The sequence below is a fragment of the Sagittula sp. S175 genome (assembly GCF_049800975.1).
GTDB lineage: Bacteria > Pseudomonadota > Alphaproteobacteria > Rhodobacterales > Rhodobacteraceae > Sagittula.
The window spans coordinates 125339-142225 of record NZ_JBNAGB010000015.1 but is presented as its reverse complement, the minus strand read 5'-3'; the positions used below and the strand labels follow the sequence as shown (position 1 = coordinate 142225).

The following is a 16887-nucleotide window of genomic DNA, read 5'->3' as shown; positions in this document are numbered from 1 at the left end:
ACGTCAAGCGAGGTGCCCGCCGCCAGCGTCAGGGCGTTGGTCACATCCACGTTGGCATCCGCGTTCAGCAAACCGGTCGAAATCGTCGCCGTGTCGCCAAAGATCACGCCGGTGCCGTCCACCAGAGTCTCGACCCCTGCCCCCTGCTGGGTGAAGGCGCCGTTGACGTTGCCCTCCAGCGAGATCTGGACGGTCGACTGGTTGTCCAGCGTGCCCGTGATCGTGCCGCCGTTCAGGTCCAGATCCGCCGCTCCGGTCAGCGCCACGGAGGTGCCGGTCAGCGACGCCCCCGAGCCGACCGAGATCATTCCCGCGCTCGACGTCAGCGTGGTGAACCCGAGGTTCGTGCCCGCCGCCAGGGTGATCGCATCCGCCTCTGCCGAGGTGTTGTCGATCGCGCCAAGCCCGGTCAGCGCGCCGCCGTTGATGGCCAGCGATGCGCCCGCGTTGTTGTTCAGCGCGGCACCGTTCGAGGTCACTGTGCCCGTGGTCACGATGATGTCGAGGCTGTTCGCAATCGTCGTGGCATTCAGGGCACCACCGTCCGAGAAGGTGACCGTGCCGCTGTTGGTCAGCGTGGTCGCGGCTTGCAGTGTGCCGCCCGCAGCCACGTTCAGCACCGCCGCGTTGGTCAGGGTGGTGGTATCCGCGACCAGGTCACCGCCGACCGCGATGGTCCCGGCTGCCGCCGAGATGTCGATATCGTCTGCGGTGATCGTGCCGGAGACGACAGAGACCGCGCCGCCGTTGATGTCCAGCGAACCGGCGATATCCACCGGCCCCGTCATCGTGAAGGTGCCCGCGACGAACTGCACGGTGCCACCCACGCTCGTCGTGCCGGAACCGTCGCCCAGCAGCAGCGTACCGTCGGTGACGGTGATGCCGCTTCCGGCAATCGAGCCGTTCACGTCCAGCGTACCGCCCGCCGTGGCGGCCCCGACGGTCACGCCGGTGGTCGTGAGGGTCACGCCATCCGCAATGGTCAACTGCGCGGTCGGGCCGTCCAGCTGGGTTCCACCGTTCGCGGATGTGTCTGCGTTCACGTTCACAACGCCGCTGCCTTCGACGTCCAGCAAGTTGGTGATGGCGCTCGCGCCCACGATGTTCAGCGTCCCGGCCTGCACCACGACCGAGCCGGTGACGTCACCGGTCAACTGCGATGCGGTTGCAGCGGTCACGCTGCTGTCCAGGGTCAGGGTGCCGCCCACTTCGACCGCACCGCCAAGCGCGCCCGCGATGTTCACCACGCCGTCATTGTAGACAAAGACATCGGTGTTCACACCGCCGGTGTTGATGACGTTCAGGACACCTGCCCCGACGTCGCCCACGTTCACCGGGTTGGCGGAGCTGTAGATCGCTCCTGCCTGCACAGTCAGGGTGCCGCCGTTGCCGATGTTGGTCAGGCCGGAGTTCGTCAGGCTGTCGGTCACCAGCACCGTGCCGGTGCCGAGGATGGTCAGCCCGCCTGCGGTGATGTTGCCGCCCAGCTCGGAGTTGCCGGTGCCGCTGTAGGTGATCATCCCGCCGACCGAGCCGTTGGCGTTCACGTCGAAGGTCGCGTTGTTCTGCACGGTCAGGGTGCCTGTCAGCGTCCCCGCCGAAGCGCCGCCGACAACGACCGTGCCGCCTGTTGCAGCGTTGCCCGCCGTGACGTTGCTGGTGAGCACGCCACCGCCGTTGATGGCCAGCGTCGCGCCGCCGTCCACCTGCGTCTCGGCCGCGCCGCTCACGGTGACCGCGCCGTTCACGGTGACCGTGCCGGCGTTGATGTCGAGGTCGCCGCCGATGTTACCGGCCAGCTCGGAGGACGTCGCCGACGAGTCGTGCGTCAGGTTGCCCTTGATGGAGCCGCCCGTGTTCACGTCGATGGCACCGGTGCCGCTGATGGTGACATTGCCGTCACCGGCCACGCCCAGCGTGCCCGCGGAGGTGATCGTACCGGCGTTCGAGGTCAGCTCGTCGAAGTCCAGAGCGGCGGTTGCCGCCACCTGGATGGCGTTCAGGCTGTTCGACTGGTTGTCCAGCGTGGCGATCTGGTTCAGCGTCGTGCCCGCCTGGACGTTCAGCGTCGCGCTGCCGGTCTGGGTGAAGTTGTCGTCGCCGCCCGCGTCGCCCGTGCCGAAGCTGACGGTATTGCCGCCGAACACGTCGATCGCGCCCGCGCTGGTGATCGTGCCGTTGGTCGTCGCCGGTGCGGTGATCATGTCATCCGCATCCGCATCGAAGACGATGTTGCCCAGCGTCGAATCGAAGTTCAGCGCCCCGGTGCTGGTCACGATCAGGTCGTTGTTGTCGGCGATGACGTCTCCGCCAAAGAAGTTGCCGACGCCTGCATAGGTCTGCGTGTTGCCGGTGCCGAGGACGTTCACCCCGCCCGCGCCCAGGGTGGTGAACGTGCCACCGTCATTGACCAGCAGCGTGGTGAAGCTCAGGTCACCCGTGACCGTCAGCGTCTGGCCGTTGTTCACGACAAGACCGCCGATGATGTCGCCGGAGATCGAGCCGCCAGTGCCGCCGAAGGCCACATTCGCGGTCAGGGTCTGCCCGCCGGCCACGTTCAGCGTGCCGCCGTTGATCGTCGTCGTGCCCGTGATGGTCGAGGACGTGGTGACGTTCAGCGTGCTGCCCGCCTCCTGCGTCAGGTTCGCCTGCACGGTTGCGCCCGACAGGTTCACCGTGCCGGAGTTGACGATGGTTCCCAGCGTCGAAGTGCCGGTGGTGTTCTGGTTCACTGTCAGCGTGGCGTTGGTCACGTTCAGCGTGCCGCCGCCGTTTGCCGTGTTCGCAGCCACGGTGACCTGACCGGCCCCGCCGGTGTTCAGCGTCACCGGACCGCCCGACACGGTCAGCGTGCCGCCATCGTTGATGTTGATGCCCTCGTCGCCAGCGCCATTGCTGTCCGCCGTCAGGGAGCCGCCGCCCGCGCCGAAGGTCAGCGCGCCGCCGTTGTTGATGTTGATCGCCCCGGTGTCGGTGATCGAGAAGCCCGACGGCGCGTTCAGCGAGAACCCGAGGTTGAAGGTGTTCCCGGTGCCGACAAAGCTGGAATTGTCGCCAAGGCTCAGGCCGGAGAAGCTGTTAAGGTTGAACGTCGCGGCCTGCAGCGTCGCATTCGCGCCCAGCGTCAGGGTGCCGCCGTCCATGGTAAAGGCATTCGTCACGGTGCCGGTGGTGCCAGCATCCACTGTCACCGCGCTGCCCGCACCCGCGTTCTGGGTGAACGCGCCCACCGTACCGCCCGAGATGTTCGCCGCGCCGGTGTTGGTCACCAGCCCCGTCACGCTGCCGTTCACATCCAGCGTGCCGGTGTTCGTCACCGCAGACGCCAGCGTGCCGTTCACCGTCGTGGTGCCGCCGTTGGTGACGCTGCCCGCGGTCAGGGTCTGGCCCGTGTTGACCGTCAGGCTGCCGCTGGTCAGGCTTACCGCCCCGGTGACGGTGGAGGTTCCGTCGACCGCCATCGTGCCGCCGGACTGCGTGACCGAGGCCAGCGTACCGCCGCCCAGCTCCAGCGTGCCCGCGTTGATCACGGCGCCGATGCTGCCGCCGTCGATGTCCAGCGTGCCGCCGGCGTGGTTGCCAAGGGTGCCGGCCGTGCCGGCGGTCACGTTCAGCTCGCCGCCCGTGATGGTGGAGGTGCCGGACAGCGTTCCCGAGCTCGTCACCACACCGCCGCTGACAGTGGCCCCGCCGGTGACGGTGCCGGTGTTGGCAAAGGTCCCGGCCGTATTCGCAAGCGTGCCCACCGTGCCTGCGTTGCTCGACCCGGTGCCCGCGTTGGTCAGCGTGCCACTGACCGCACCCGTCGCGGCCACGTCGATATCCACCGCGCTGCTGATCGATCCGGTCAGCGTGCCGTTGATCGCCGCCGAGGTCGCGCCGGAGTTCATGACCACCAGCCCGGTGGCCGTGGTGGTGGCGCCGTTCGCCACCGAATAGGTGCCGCCGTTGATCGTGGTCGTCCCGCTCACCGTGCCGCCGGTTACCGTCATGGAGCCCGCGCCCTGCGTGACGGAGGCCAGCGTGGCCGTGCCTGCCAGCGTGAGGGTGCCCTCAGTGCTGACCGCGCCCGCTTCGCCAGAGTTGGCCGTGAACGCGGCCCCCGAGGCCACCGTGACCCCGGCCATGTCCTGCGCCGAGCCGTCGACGCCGTTCAGCACGACGCTGCCGCCGTTGATCGCCGCAGCCCCGGTCACCTGGCCGCCCGCGACGGTGGCCGTGCCCGAATCGTTGGTCAGGCCGGTGACCGAGCCGCCGTTGATGTTCACCGTCCCGCCGGAATTCGTCACGCCGTTCTGCGCGCCGGCCGTCTGCGTGTAGGTGCCGCCCGTCACGGAAATCCCGCTCGACGCGAGCGACCCGCTGACGGTCAGCTTGCCCTCGGACAGGGTCGTGGTGCCGGTGTAGGTGTTGGCCCCCGCCAGCGTCAGGCTGGCCGCGTTGCCGCCCACCGCGACATTGCCGTCGCCGGAAATCACGCCACTGAACACGATGCCATGGGTGGTGCCGGTGCCGCCGATGGTCAGGGTCGTGCCGGTGTTCAGTTCGACCGACGGCGTGCCCGACGTCGGGGTCAGACCCGCGAGATAGCCGATGGTCTCATCCTGCAACAGTTCCAGCGTGCCGCCGGTGGACTGGATCGCCACCTGCGCCGTGTCGGCGATGGCATTGCCGCCGGTGACCTGCACGCGCCCGTTGTTCGAGATGCTCGTCGCGCCGGTATAGGTGTTGGTCCCGCTCAGCACGAAATTGCCGTTGTTGACGGACAGGCCCCCGGTGCCCGAGATATTGGCCGCCACGGTGCCGGTGTTGTTCAGCAGCAGCAGGGTGCCGCCGTCGAGGTTGACCAGCGTGCCCGAGGCCGCGGACAGGTTCGACAGGGTCTCGTTCCCGGTAATGTGGAAGGCGCTGTTCGTACCCGTCAGGGTCATCTGCGCAGAGTTCAGCGCACCGCCATCCGTTTGCAGCGTGGCGCCGTTGCTGATCTGGATGTCGGTCGATCCCGTCAGCGCGCCAGTGCCGCTCAGGTTCACGGATCCGCCGGTGACCTGCGTCTGCCCGGTGTAGGCCAGCGCCGCCGTCACGTTGTTCGTGCCGCCCGCAAAGGTCAGACCGCCACTGCCGGTCACAGCGCCGTTGATGGTGCTGGTGGCCGTGCCCGCGATGGTCAGCCGGTTGGCGCCCAGCGAAACGGAGCCCGCCGCGCCGCCCTTGTTCAGCGCGCCGACGGTCTCGTTGGCGCCCAGGTTGAACTGACCGTTGTTGACCGTGACCGTGGCGGTGTCCGCGATGGCCGTGCCGCCATTGGCGTTCAGCACGCCGTCCTGGTTCATGCTGATGTTGCCGGTGGTCGAGCCGTTGATCGTCAGCGTCGCGGTCGAGGTGGTCACCCCGTCGCCCACGGTGATCCCGTTCGTCGCGTTCAGCGTCTGGCCGCTGGCCACGGTCATGGTGCCCGCGTCCAGCTGCACCGTGTCGATGGTGCTGGTGCCCGAGATGTTCGTGGTGCCGGCCTGCTGGCGGTAGGTGCCGGTGATCGTACCCGCGATATCGCTGGTGCCCGCAGAGTTCACCGACCCGGCGATGGTGCCGCCGTTCAGGTCGAGGCTACCGCCCGCGCCGATGTTCATCGTGTTGTTGACGGTGAGGGTCTTGCCCGAGGCAATATCCAGCACGCCGCCGTTGATGGTCACGACGCCCGCGACCTGGCTGTTCTCGATCACGTTGATCGTCGAAGAGTAACCGGTCTCGTTCGTCAGGTGGCCGGTTCCGCTGACCGTGCTGATAATATCACCGGTCAGCGTCACCGTGCCGCCGCGCACGGTCGCTCTGCCGTCCAGAGTGCCGTCGATCACCAGCGTCCCGCCATCCACAAGGACGCCACTGTCGGTCACCAACGTTGCACCGTCCAGTATGGTAAGGGTGCCGGCGTCCATGTCGACAAAATTCTGGACCCGGAAGTCGCCGGTCACATTGACGGTCGACGTCCCGGCCTGCAGCCCCAGCAACCCGGTCACGATCCCGTTGCCCAGCGTCAGCCCCGCGCTGCTGGTGTTGTACAGAGTGCCGTCGAGCGTACCGCTGTTGAACGCCAGCGTGCCGGAGTTCAGCACATTGCCGGTGATCGTGCCGCCGGACATGGTCAGCGATCCGGAGTTCATCAGGTCCTCGGTGCTGCCGGAATTCATGCCCGACACGTCCAGTTCCCAATCGGTGGCCACGGTCAGCGCGCCGTTGGCGGTGTTCGTCATGGTGGCGTCGTGCGGGCTGGTCACCGTCACGGTGCCGCCCGAGCCGCCCGACAGGTTGAGCGTGCCGTCGTTGATGAAGGTCTCGGCATTGGCCGCGCCGTCATCGTCGGTGTCCACCGTGATGGTGGCATCCCCGGCAAAGGTCATCGAAGACCCGGTGTAGTTCTCGACCCGGTCACGCGCGCTCAGCGCCGCGCCCGCGCCAAAGGCCACGGTGCCCGAGTTCTCGAAGGCATTGCGGTCGGCAAAGCCCGCATTGGTCCCGTCCACCGTCAACGCCAGTGCGCCGGTGCCCGTCAGGGTCAACGTGTCGTTGTTCTCGAAAGACGAGGCGTTCAGGATCACCCCATCGGCCACCTGCACGGTGCCGTTGTTTTCCACGTCATAGACGTTGTTGCTGGCGATGCCGACGGTCGATGTCGCCGTCACGTCCAGCACGCCGGTGGCCTCGACCAGGATATCCTGTGCGATGTTCGCGTTCACGATTTCCGTGGTGCCGCCCGCCACTGTCATCAGCGTCGACGCAAGGCCGGTCACGGTGCCCGAGATGGTGCCGCCCGACAGCGTGTAGTTCGTCACCGCCATGTGCAGCGTCCCGCCGCTGGACCCGCCATCCAGCAGACCGCTGTGGGTGAAGGTGCCGCCGGTGTGGGTCAGCGTCACCGTGCCCGATGTGGTGTTCACGATCGTGCCGTTCTGGGTCACGTTGCCGGTGATCGAGAGATCGCCCGCCATCTCCACCGTGGACGTCGCATCCAGGACCACGTCACCGGTGATGGACCCGGCGTTCGCCGAAGACACCTGGATCGTCGACCCGGCCTTGTTGTTGACGTTGCCGTTTATTGTCGCGACAAGCGACATGAGGCCGGTCGTGCCTGCGCCATCGCCGTTGTTGATCGTGCCGGCATTCAGCGTCGCGTTGCTGCTGAGGCCGAAATAGTTGTTGTTCTGCAGCGTGCCGGTGATCGTCACGGTCTGGGCGGTCCCATTCCCGAAGCCGACATTGCCGCTGGTGCCAACCGTCACGTTTCCGGTCACCTGGCCGCCGGTGAACACGCCGTTGCCCGCGCCGGTGTCCAGCAACAGGTTCCCGGTGATGTTGCCCGCGCTGGCGAACTGTGTCGAAGAGCCCATGCTGAGCAGTGCAGTGCCGCCCGAGACGGTGATCTGGCCGCCGCTCTTGACGTCAAGGGCAACGCTGCCGGCGATGTTGTAGGGGTTGGTCTGCCAATGGCCGCCACTGGAAATTTCCAGGGTGCCCCCGCCCAGGCTGAGGCTCGGTCCGGTGATGGTGTTGATGGTGCTGCCGATGGCCGTCGTGCCGCCCAGCGAAATGATCGAAGTTCCGACGGCCGTGCCGTTCAGTTCGGTCCGTCCGGCAATCGTCGTGACGTTCCCCGTAATGGAACCGCCGTTCAACAGGGACGTGCCCGCATTGTGCGTCAAGGACCCGGTGATGGTGCCGCCGCCGACCTGAAGCGTCCCCCCGTTCACCTTCGCCACGTTGCCCGACACGCCGCCGTTCAGGATGATCGTTCCAAGGTTGTCAGACGTGGGCGCGGTGACTGTGGTGCGCGTCATGGACCCGACGGTCACATTACCGGCAATCGGGGCGTTGATCGTCGCGGTCACGCCGGAACCGGCCGTAATGCCATTGGCAACCGCAAATGCGGCTCCGTTCAACACGTAGCCAGTTGTCTGGAACAGGACCGAATTTGCATCGACCTGCCCCAACACCAATTGGTTGTCTGTGAACCCGGTCGGCCCGGCGTCTTCGGCTGCGCCGACGTTGAGGACATTCACCGTCCCGGCTGCGCCGCCGAACGTCACATCGTCGCCGTCAACGAAGACATCGTTGGGGAATCCCAGCGTGATGTTTTCCCAGGGCTGCGGCGTGACTGCGGGCCAGTTGTATTCCCCCGGTCCCCAGTCACCGCTGCCGCCGGCGGCCGGGTCGGACGTCCCCAGCGCGCCGCCGTCCCAGCGCAAATCGGACGCCTGCGCGTTCGCCTGTCCGCCGATCACCAGCGTCGCGCCGGTGGCCAGCACAAAGATCAGCTCTGTTGCGCGGCCCAGGCGGCAGTGGCGCTTCAGCGAGCGTTGGCGGATACCGACCTGGCGGAGCGTGGTGGCGAGATCAAACATGGGTGTTACCTTCCTCGGCGCCTGTACGGGGCGCGAAAATGTCATGGGGCTGGCCAAGCCCTTTGGCAGCGAAACAGAGGGCGAGACGTCGATCTGCGGGGACATGGGGCGCACTGGCTGCGCCAAACGCAAAGACCTGCGCCGCGGGCGGGGTGCCGCGATGCAGGGAAACGGAAACATGTCTGCAGGTGCGCCTGATATGAATGATCGCCACCCTAATCGTCGTGAATGTCTTCTTTAGGTGGTATGCTTCGGAGAGGCTTATCCTGTCAAAAGGTATACGACCCTCGTGGTGGTGTTCTTCAAGTTGTGGAAAGGATGTTGCGGATCGGTCACGTCCAGCGCAACGCAGTGTCGCGTCGTGTACACTACGGGTTTACGTGGCGCAGTTTTCGGGAATGCGGCATGGAGTTCATGGCCGGTTTGCTGCCCAGGGCTGTGCCGCGCTCGCCATATGTGGGGTTTGTCCACAGGGGTTGGCCCAAATGTGGAAAAAGGACTTGTGCGAATCTGAGGGTGAGGGCATTTAATTACGAAATTGAGTGAAAAATACGCCGCGTGGCGTAACTAACGCTTCGGAACTGGCGCGTCACAGACGCCGGAAGAAGCCATTGGATCGGCCCTTGGGCCTAGTTCCGGTGAGATCATACCCTGAACGCGGCGGGGATGAAGGGGCAGACGGCGGTGTCACACGTCAAACAACGGATCGACCTTCTGGTCGGCGAACACGCGCAGAAGTTGTCGGAACGGCTTCAGGCGCATCGGGAACAGCTGTTCCCGCCGCACGCGCGGAAATCGCTGCGCAAGTTCACCAGCGGTGAGGTGGCCAAGCTGTTGGGCGTCAAGGACGCCTACCTGCGCAAGCTGAGCCTTGATGGCAAGGGACCGCAGCCCGAGACCGGAGCCGGGGGTCGGCGCTTGTATACGCCGCAGGATATCCTCGACCTGAGGCACCTGCTGGAGAAGGGCGCCAAGGCGCAAGGCACCTACCTGCCGGGGCGGCGGGGCGAGGATCATCTGCAGGTGATCTCGGTCATCAACTTCAAGGGCGGGTCGGGCAAGACCACGACCGCCGCGCATCTGGCGCAGAAGCTGGCGCTGGACGGCTATCGCACGCTGGTGATCGACCTCGACCCGCAGGCGTCCTTGTCGGCCTTGCACGGCTATCAACCGGAGTTCGACCTGCTGGACGGCGGCACGCTGTACGACGCGATCCGTTACGAGGACCCGGTGGCGCTAAAGGACGTGATCCAGAAGACCTATTTCCCGAACCTCGACATCGTGCCGGGGAACCTCGACCTGATGGAGTTCGAGCACGAGACGCCGCGCGCGCTGGTGGGCGGTTCGGGCGAGATGTTCTTTACCCGCGTGGGCAGCAAGCTGGCGGAGGTGAGGGACGATTACGACGTGGTGGTCTTTGACTGCCCGCCGCAGTTGGGCTTCCTGACCATGTCCGCCTTGTCGGCGGCGACGGCGGTGTTGGTCACGGTGCATCCGCAGATGCTGGACGTCATGTCCATGTGCCAGTTCCTGCTGATGACCTCGAACCTGCTGGGCGTGGTGTCCGAGGCGGGGGGCGACATGTCCTACGACTGGCTGCGCTACGTGGTGACGCGTTACGAGCCGGGCGATGGGCCGCAGAACCAGATGGTGAGCTTCATGCGCGCCATGTTCGGCGAGCATGTGCTGAACCACCCAGTGCTGAAGTCGACGGCGATTTCCGATGCCGGGCTGACGAAACAGACGCTGTACGAGGTGGAGCGCAACCAGTTCACGCGGGCGACCTATGACCGCGCGATGGAGAGCCTGAACAGCGTGAACGAGGAAATCGAGGGGCTGATCCAGGCCGCCTGGGGGCGGTGATGGGCCAGAGTGACAGCCGGAGTGACAGCCGGACGGCGAGGGAGGGCTGAATGGCACGCAAGAACCTGTTGAAAGGCTTGATGGAAGAGGCGGCCAAGGGCCCGTCCGAGGACAAGCCGCGCGCCGAGCCGCGTTATACCAAGGGCGCCATCGGTGCCGTCAGCCAGCAGATCGCCGAGTTGAAGGCGCGGTCGGTGGTGGAGTTGGACCCTGCGGCCATCAAGGCGGGCGGGTTGTTCGACCGGCTTGAGCAGGATGCCGAGGCGCATCGCGTTCTGATGGAGAGCCTGCGGACTTATGGTCAGCAGGTTCCGGTGTTGGTGCGGCCTGACCCTGACGAGGACGGCGCGTATCAGATCGTCTACGGGCGGCGTCGCGTTGCAGCTTTGCGGGACCTCGGGCAGCCGGTGAAGGCGTTGATCCGCAACCTCGACGATGCCGAGGCGATCATGGCGCAGGGGCAGGAGAACTCTGCCCGGCGCGATCTGTCGTTTATCGAGCGGGTGAATTTTGCCCGGCAGATGGCGGAGGCGGGCTATGACCGCAAGGTGATCGGCGATGCCTTGTCCACGGACAAGACGCTGATTTCGCGGATGTTGGCGGTGGCCGAGATTGTGCCGGTCGAGGTGATCGAGGGCATTGGCGCTGCTCCGGGGATCGGGCGCGACCGCTGGCTGGCCTTTGCGAAACTGTGGCAGGCGACGGGTTGGGATGTGCTGACCGGCGTGCGCATGGTGGAGTCGATGGCGGGGCCGGGGTCGGATGAGCGTTTCGACGGGCTGATGGCCTGGATGGAAAAACACCATACGCCGCAGGTTATCGCTGCGCCAAAGGCCACGAAGCCCTTGCAGAAGTTCTACGAGGCCGCGCCGGGCAAGCTGTTGGGCAAACTGACCCGTGGCAAGGATACGGTAAAGATCGAGGTGCAGGTGAAGAACGCGGAAGGGTTCGACGTCTGGCTGGAGGAAAACCTCGACGAGATTTTTCGCGACTGGAAGGCTGGCAGGGCCGCCGAAGGACGCGAGGAGTGAGCGAGGCCCCTGCCCTTTTGGGCGGGGTCTTTGAGTGTAGAGCAGTAAGACAGGAGGCACGACAAGGCAGAAGGTAAAAAGAAAGCCCCCCAAGACACAGTCCCGGAAGGCTCCCTTTGATCTAGCACTCTCAGGATAGCCGGGTGAGTTGACAGCTGTCAACAACTGCCGATTCGGTGGGCTGAAATTCTTTTGTCCCGTGACAGAAAATGGAACGACTGACAGTGACGCCCTTTGGGCGGCAAGCGGTGACGGCTGGTCTGCTGGCATCGCAAGCGGTGGCGCAGGCGCCCGCCGCGTGGCAGCGCTTTGCCAAATGGGAATTGTTTCGTGCGCTCTGCGTGGCGCGTGGGGCCTTTGGGGTGACCGACCGGGATCTGACAGTGCTGAATGCGTTGCTCAGCTTTCTGCCTGCAGAGGCATTGGAGGATGGCGCGGAGCTGCTGGTCTACCCTTCGAACCGGGCGCTGGCGGAGCGGGCGCATGGCATGGCCGAAAGCACGCTCCGGCGGCATCTGGCGGCGTTGGTTGGCTCTGGCCTCATCGCGCGCCATGACAGCCCCAATGGCAAGCGCTACGCCCGTCGGGACGGCGCGGGAGGCGTGGTCTTGGCCTTCGGTTTCGACCTCCGCCCTCTTCTGGTGCGCGCACCGGAGATCGTCGAAGCCGCCGCGGAGGCGCGTGCAGCCGCGGAGGCGCTGAAGGCGCAGCGCGAGCGCGTGGTATTGATGGTGCGGGATGCCGTGAAGCTGCTGGTGTACGGTCGTGAGGCCGGGCTGTCGGGGACTTGGGACGCCTGGGACGACGCCTTGAGGCTGATCCAGCGCGCTCTGCGGCGCAAGCTTGGGACAGAGGATCTCAGGGCTATGGCTGCTGATGCTGAGGAGGTCCTGCAGGCCCTTCGGAATGCCGTGGTGGTTGTGGACAACACACGCGCATCTCCTAATGAAACAAAAGATATGAGCGGCAACGACGCCGTTATTGAGCGGCACCAACAGAATTCAAACTCAGACTCACTTGTATATGAACCTTGCCAAGAAAATGGCAGGGAAAGCGAAGCCGACGCGCCGCCTCCCCTACCCTTGGCGCTGGTCTTGAAGGCTTGTCCTGATGTGCTGGACTACAGCCGAGACACCATCACCGATTGGCATGACCTGATCCGGACGGCAGATTTCCTGCGCGGTATGCTTGGGATCAGTCCGAGTGCCTGGGAAGAAGCCCTGCGCCATATGGGAGCCTGCAACGCTGCGGTCGTTCTGGCCTGCATCCTGCAACGTGCCGAGCATATTCAATCCCCGGGTGGATATCTGCGCAGTCTGAGTGGCAAAGCCGCTGAGGGGGCGTTTTCGACCGGGCCGATGGTGATGGCCCTGTTGAACGGGTCGGGGAGAAAAGCGGCGTGAAAGTTGACAGCTGTCAACTTCAATCGCGCCCGCACAAGGCCCCTGCCCCGCCTTTCCAATGGTGGCGCGCATGGCTCTGTGCCGACGCGCGCCCTGTGGCGGGATCACTCCGCCGGATGCAGCGCGGTCAGACCTTCGCGGATGCCGGCCATGGAAAAGCGGAAGACGATCGGTTCCATGCCCAGACGCGGGCGGAAACTGCCCAGAACCGCTTCGTTGTCGAGCCCGAGGTCATCCAGCATCTCGCTGTCCACTTCGCGCATCGCTTCGCAGACCTGGCCCTGGCAGGCTTGCCAGACGAAGGGAACGGCCTCTTCCTTTTCCTCGGCGCGGATCGCGAAGCCCGAGGGCAGGTAGGCGCCCATGGGAACCCGTGCGGCGAGGTACATCTTTTCACCGTCCGCAGACCAGAAGGCCATCATCTGCGCGATGAACGCCTGATCGGAGTCGCGGCTCAGGGTCTGGTTCAGGACGCAGGCCGTGCGGTTCATCCCGAGTGCTTCGCACCCAACGGTCCATGCGCCGAATTTCTGTCCGTTGCCGACGTCCTGCGCACCGGCGGGGACGGTGGTGAGGGAAAGGGCGGCGAGAAATGCGAGCGGGCGGAAAAGCATGGGAAGGACCTCAATTCATGGAAACGCCGACCCGGAGGAGTTTCCGGATCGGCGCAAACAGGTAGACCGTCAGAGTTGACAGCTGTCAACCAGAGAGACGGGCAGGGCGTCCCATCGCGTTCACATGGCGATCTTTACCAGGGGGTTGCCTGTGGACATGGTTCCGCCGTGGGAGCATTTGTCGGAGATACGCATGACCGGCAGGCCACAGATCTTCACCATCATCGACCCTTTTACCATCGGGTCCGGAGTTGGCACCGGCGGTGCGCCCGGAGGCGTGATCAGGTTCATGCAGATCGTCATGCCGGTCACCACGGCGACGGGGCGTCCCATGACCCGCACGATGGCCTGACCCGGTTGCACCACAGGCCCGCCAAGATGCTTTACCGCCGGGCTCGCCGGGGTGGGCGGAATGGTGATGTTGCAGACGTGCAGGTCACCCAGGCAGCAGATCGGTTGTCCCATATCGTCACTCCTTTTCCATCACGGTGTCAGGGCGGGAACGCCTCAGGCGTCCTCGGCAATCGTCAGTGTCAGGTCGGCCCGGCGCAATGTGTCTTCGCGCACGGCATACCGATGCACCAGCGCGGGATTGGCCTCGTCTTCGGCCCAGACCTGCGCGATGTCGCGCATCACGTAACAGGCCTGCGCCGGCTCCATCGCGGGCAGATAGGTGTTGAACACGCTTGGGCGGTAGAACTTGAAGAACAGCTCGCGGTTGTCCTCGGTCTTGACCCTCAGAGACCGTTTGAGAATGGTCTTGACCTTGCGTGCATCAGGTCCGGCCACCAGGAACATGCCCCAGTCCTTGCCCCAACCTTCGTCCATGTACCAGTCGAACACGTCCAGCCCGTCACCTTCCAGAGGGACGAGCCAGGGCGCGAAGGCCGACAGATCCTCGAACGCCTGTCCGTCGAACAGGCAAAGCGCGTTGTCGGTCTTCGCCTCGATGATGAACTGGATCATGGGGGACTTGCTGGCGTCGATCAGCAGGTAGGCTTTCTGGTCGGACTTGCAGGCCTTGCTCAGCGCGGCGATCAACGCGTCTTCGAGCGTTTCGGCAGGATCGGTCATGTGGATGACGACGTCGTTCATGAATGCTTACCCCGCCGTGCCTTGGCAATCTTCGCCAAAGGCCTGCACCGCCTGCAACACCGCCGCTTGGCTTGGCGCGCCCGGGTTGAAGTCCACCGAGGGGCTGAGCACCTTCACCTTGAAGGCCTTGATGGTGATCCCCGCGCTGTCCATTTCGATCGAGGCGCCGGGCGAGGCAATCGTCACCTTCTGCGTCGCCACCATGGTGTGCTTCTTGGTCTGCGTCAGGATCGAGGTGCCGACTGTCAACTCGTAGGTCTTGCCCACCACGCTCTTGATCGCCTTGCCGACCTTCTCCATCAGCGACCCGCCGATGTGCAGCGTCTTGGTCAGGCCGACGTTCTCGACCGCCGCGACCCCCGTCGTGTCCGACCGGAAGTTCGAGGCATAGAGGTTCATCACCCCCGGGCTCTTGAACAGGCTCGCGGCGCTGGCGCCCACCTTGGTGCCATCCTCGCGCAGCTTGTGGTTGGCATCCGACCCGGTCTCGTCCGCACCATGCATCCCCCTCCGTCCCGAGACCCCATCGCCCGAGATGAACCCCAGATCCTTCGACCCGATGGTCCCCGCGAACTTGCCAAGATCCCCGCCCGAGGACCCGCCGCCCAGCGTCGCGCCCTTCTTCAGCAGCGATTTCGATTCGCCCATCAGACCGGACAGACCCGACAGCAGGTCCTTGGCCGCAGGCCCCGTGCCGCCGGCGGTCATGTTCACCGACCCGCCCACGTCCATCTTGAAGTTGTTGCCCACCTCGACGGTCTTGTTCACACCGACGCTGTCGATCTCGTGCCGCTTCACCCGGCTGATCGAATCCTGCAACACCAGCCGCGACATGTCCTGCTGCGCCTTGAAGGCGATGTTTTCCTGACCCGGCTCATCCTCGAACACCAGCTCGTTGAAACCGCTGGCCTTGTGGCTGTCGGTGCGGAACACCGCCTTGGTCTTGTTGGCGGGCAGGGGGTAGGCGGCCATGTTCTTGCCGTTGTAGACGCAGCCCGTCACCAGCGGCTTGTCCGGGTCGCCTTCGAGGAATTCGACCAGAACCTCCATGCCGATGCGCGGGATGATCATCCCGCCCCAGCCGCCGCCCGACCAGTTCTGTGCTACCCGGCACCGCATGGAATGGGCGCTGTTCAGGTCCCAGTGGAACTTCACGAGGATACGACCATGTTCGTCGCAGTCGATCTCCTCGCCCTCGGCGCCCACCACGGCGGCCGTCATCGGCCCGCGCACGTCGGAATGGCTGGTCTTCTTCTCGGGCACCATGGGCGCGCTGGCCGGGATGAAGACATAGCGCCCCGTATAGGCGAACCCATCGCCCGCGGTCCCGCCGGAACCATAGTTGTCAGAGGTGTAGCTGTGCGAAGAGACGATGCAGAGGAACTCGTCGCCCTTGCCCGGCACCTCGTCGCTGTCCCCGCTGATGGTGATGCGCTGGCCCGCGACAAGGTTCGAGATGTCCCCGACCGCCTCGAACCGCGCATCCCGCGCCTGATCGCGCTTCAGGCCCAGTTGAACCATCTCGCCGCCGCGACCGGGATCGAGGTAATCGCCCGGCCAGTCAAAGCTCTCGATCTGCCCGTTCTCATAGGCCGCGCTGCCGGTCTGGTCCTTCTCCATCACCACGGTGGGCGTCTTGAAGTTGTAATCCGTCATCCGCATCGCACCGGTCGTCATCCGCCGCGCGGGATGCCACTGCCAGAGGTGCTCGACGTCTTCCTGATGATGGCCCACGTAGGGCTTCACCGGGAAGGCCCCAAGCATGTCGTGGCTCTCGATGCTGTCCGTCAATACCATGTCATGCGCCCCTTCCGAGGGCTTGAAATGGTAGCTGATGCCATGCCGCTCCATCAACCGGCAAGCGAAGTTGAAATCGCTTTCACGGTACTGCACCGTGTATTCCAGCGTCGGGTAGGTCGCCGTGGTGTTCACCACCAGGTTTCCGGCGTTGCCATAGGCGCCCAGCAGTTCCTGAAGGATTTCGATCACGGTTTTTTCGTGGAAAATCCGTTGGTTACGCTTCAATGTCGCTAGCCAAAACCACGGCTGCAACCGGATCTCGTACTTCATCCCGTTGTCGCCCGACCCCAGCCAGCGGCTCTCGGTGACGATGCCGTCGAAATGCCGGTCGGTGCCGTCGTGGCCCTTCAGGGTCACGGTGGCATGGGTGCCTAAGAGATCGTCGAAATTGACGTTCTCCGTCTCGGTCAGGCAGGCGACCCGGTAATCGAACAACCCGCTCATCCGGTCGGTGCCTTCGAACCGCTGCAGGACAAGGACATCCTTGCCCAGCACGGTCGTCAACTTCCCCATGCGGAGATCTTGTTTCAAAGCCATGGTGCGAACCTGATTAAATCCAAAGTGAAAGTATCCTAGGCGACCCCTTGCGCAACGTCAAAAATACACGCCAAGCGGCAGCGATCACGGAAAACGATGGTCATTCCCTCAAGCATATGGGGAGGCCGCCGGATTCTGAAAGTCATTA

8 protein-coding genes and 1 pseudogene are annotated in these 16887 nt (G+C 64.9%); 4 read left to right on the top strand and 5 right to left on the bottom strand.

The window, feature by feature from the left end:
* Positions 1-8396: pseudogene (locus ACP16H_RS17925) on the bottom strand (hypothetical protein); the annotation flags it as partial.
* Between ACP16H_RS17925 and ACP16H_RS17920 the strand changes: the two are divergent.
* From ACP16H_RS17920 to repC, 4 genes are all read left to right on the top strand, one after another.
* Positions 8395-8637: a hypothetical protein gene (locus tag ACP16H_RS17920; protein ID WP_425073626.1), complete on the top strand. Its 243-nt coding sequence runs from the start codon at positions 8395-8397 to the stop codon at positions 8635-8637. The pseudogene ACP16H_RS17925 and the gene ACP16H_RS17920 overlap by 2 nt on opposite strands.
* A gap of 425 nt (positions 8638-9062) precedes the next feature.
* Positions 9063-10259, top strand: coding sequence for a plasmid partitioning protein RepA (gene repA / locus ACP16H_RS17915; RefSeq protein ID WP_425073625.1), 1197 nt, complete (start codon positions 9063-9065; stop codon positions 10257-10259).
* Positions 10260-10309: 50 nt separating this feature from the next.
* On the top strand, positions 10310-11290 hold the full coding sequence (repB, locus tag ACP16H_RS17910; RefSeq protein ID WP_425073624.1) for a plasmid partitioning protein RepB: 981 nt from the start codon (positions 10310-10312) through the stop codon (positions 11288-11290).
* 209 nt (positions 11291-11499) lie between these two features.
* Positions 11500-12693 carry a plasmid replication protein RepC gene (gene repC, locus ACP16H_RS17905; protein WP_425073623.1) on the top strand — a complete coding sequence of 398 codons (1194 nt, stop codon included), beginning with the start codon at positions 11500-11502 and terminating at the stop codon, positions 12691-12693.
* A gap of 104 nt (positions 12694-12797) precedes the next feature.
* On the opposite strand, the gene ACP16H_RS17900 is transcribed toward repC, so the two are convergent.
* The 4 genes from ACP16H_RS17900 to ACP16H_RS17885 all read right to left on the bottom strand — a co-directional run bounded on the left by ACP16H_RS17900 (position 12798) and on the right by ACP16H_RS17885 (position 16715).
* A complete protein-coding gene (locus ACP16H_RS17900) occupies positions 12798-13307 on the bottom strand; it encodes an invasion associated locus B family protein (protein WP_425073622.1) in 510 nt (169 codons plus the stop codon).
* 120 nt (positions 13308-13427) lie between these two features.
* A complete protein-coding gene (locus ACP16H_RS17895; RefSeq protein ID WP_425073621.1) occupies positions 13428-13772 on the bottom strand; it encodes a PAAR domain-containing protein in 345 nt (114 codons plus the stop codon).
* Between the two features lie 42 nt (positions 13773-13814).
* The gene (locus ACP16H_RS17890) at positions 13815-14402 is read right to left on the bottom strand and encodes a DUF4123 domain-containing protein (RefSeq protein ID WP_425073620.1); all 588 of its coding nucleotides are present in this window, start codon (positions 14400-14402) and stop codon (positions 13815-13817) included.
* Between the two features lie 6 nt (positions 14403-14408).
* Positions 14409-16715: a type VI secretion system Vgr family protein gene (locus ACP16H_RS17885; RefSeq protein ID WP_425073619.1), complete on the bottom strand. Its 2307-nt coding sequence runs from the start codon at positions 16713-16715 to the stop codon at positions 14409-14411.
* Between the last annotated feature and the right edge of the window lie 172 nt (positions 16716-16887).

Bases quoted from the DNA above. Each gene is read 5' to 3' on its own strand.
- ACP16H_RS17920 (WP_425073626.1), top strand. From the start codon at position 8,395: ATGGGTGTTACCTTCCTCGGCGCCTGTACGGGGCGCGAAAATGTCATG.
- repA (WP_425073625.1), top strand. From the start codon at position 9,063: ATGAAGGGGCAGACGGCGGTGTCACACGTCAAACAACGGATCGACCTT.
- repB (WP_425073624.1), top strand. From the start codon at position 10,310: ATGGCACGCAAGAACCTGTTGAAAGGCTTGATGGAAGAGGCGGCCAAG.
- repC (WP_425073623.1), top strand. From the start codon at position 11,500: ATGGAACGACTGACAGTGACGCCCTTTGGGCGGCAAGCGGTGACGGCT.
- ACP16H_RS17900 (WP_425073622.1), bottom strand. From the start codon at position 13,307: ATGCTTTTCCGCCCGCTCGCATTTCTCGCCGCCCTTTCCCTCACCACC.
- ACP16H_RS17895 (WP_425073621.1), bottom strand. From the start codon at position 13,772: ATGGGACAACCGATCTGCTGCCTGGGTGACCTGCACGTCTGCAACATC.
- ACP16H_RS17890 (WP_425073620.1), bottom strand. From the start codon at position 14,402: ATGAACGACGTCGTCATCCACATGACCGATCCTGCCGAAACGCTCGAA.
- ACP16H_RS17885 (WP_425073619.1), bottom strand. From the start codon at position 16,715: ATGGGGAAGTTGACGACCGTGCTGGGCAAGGATGTCCTTGTCCTGCAG.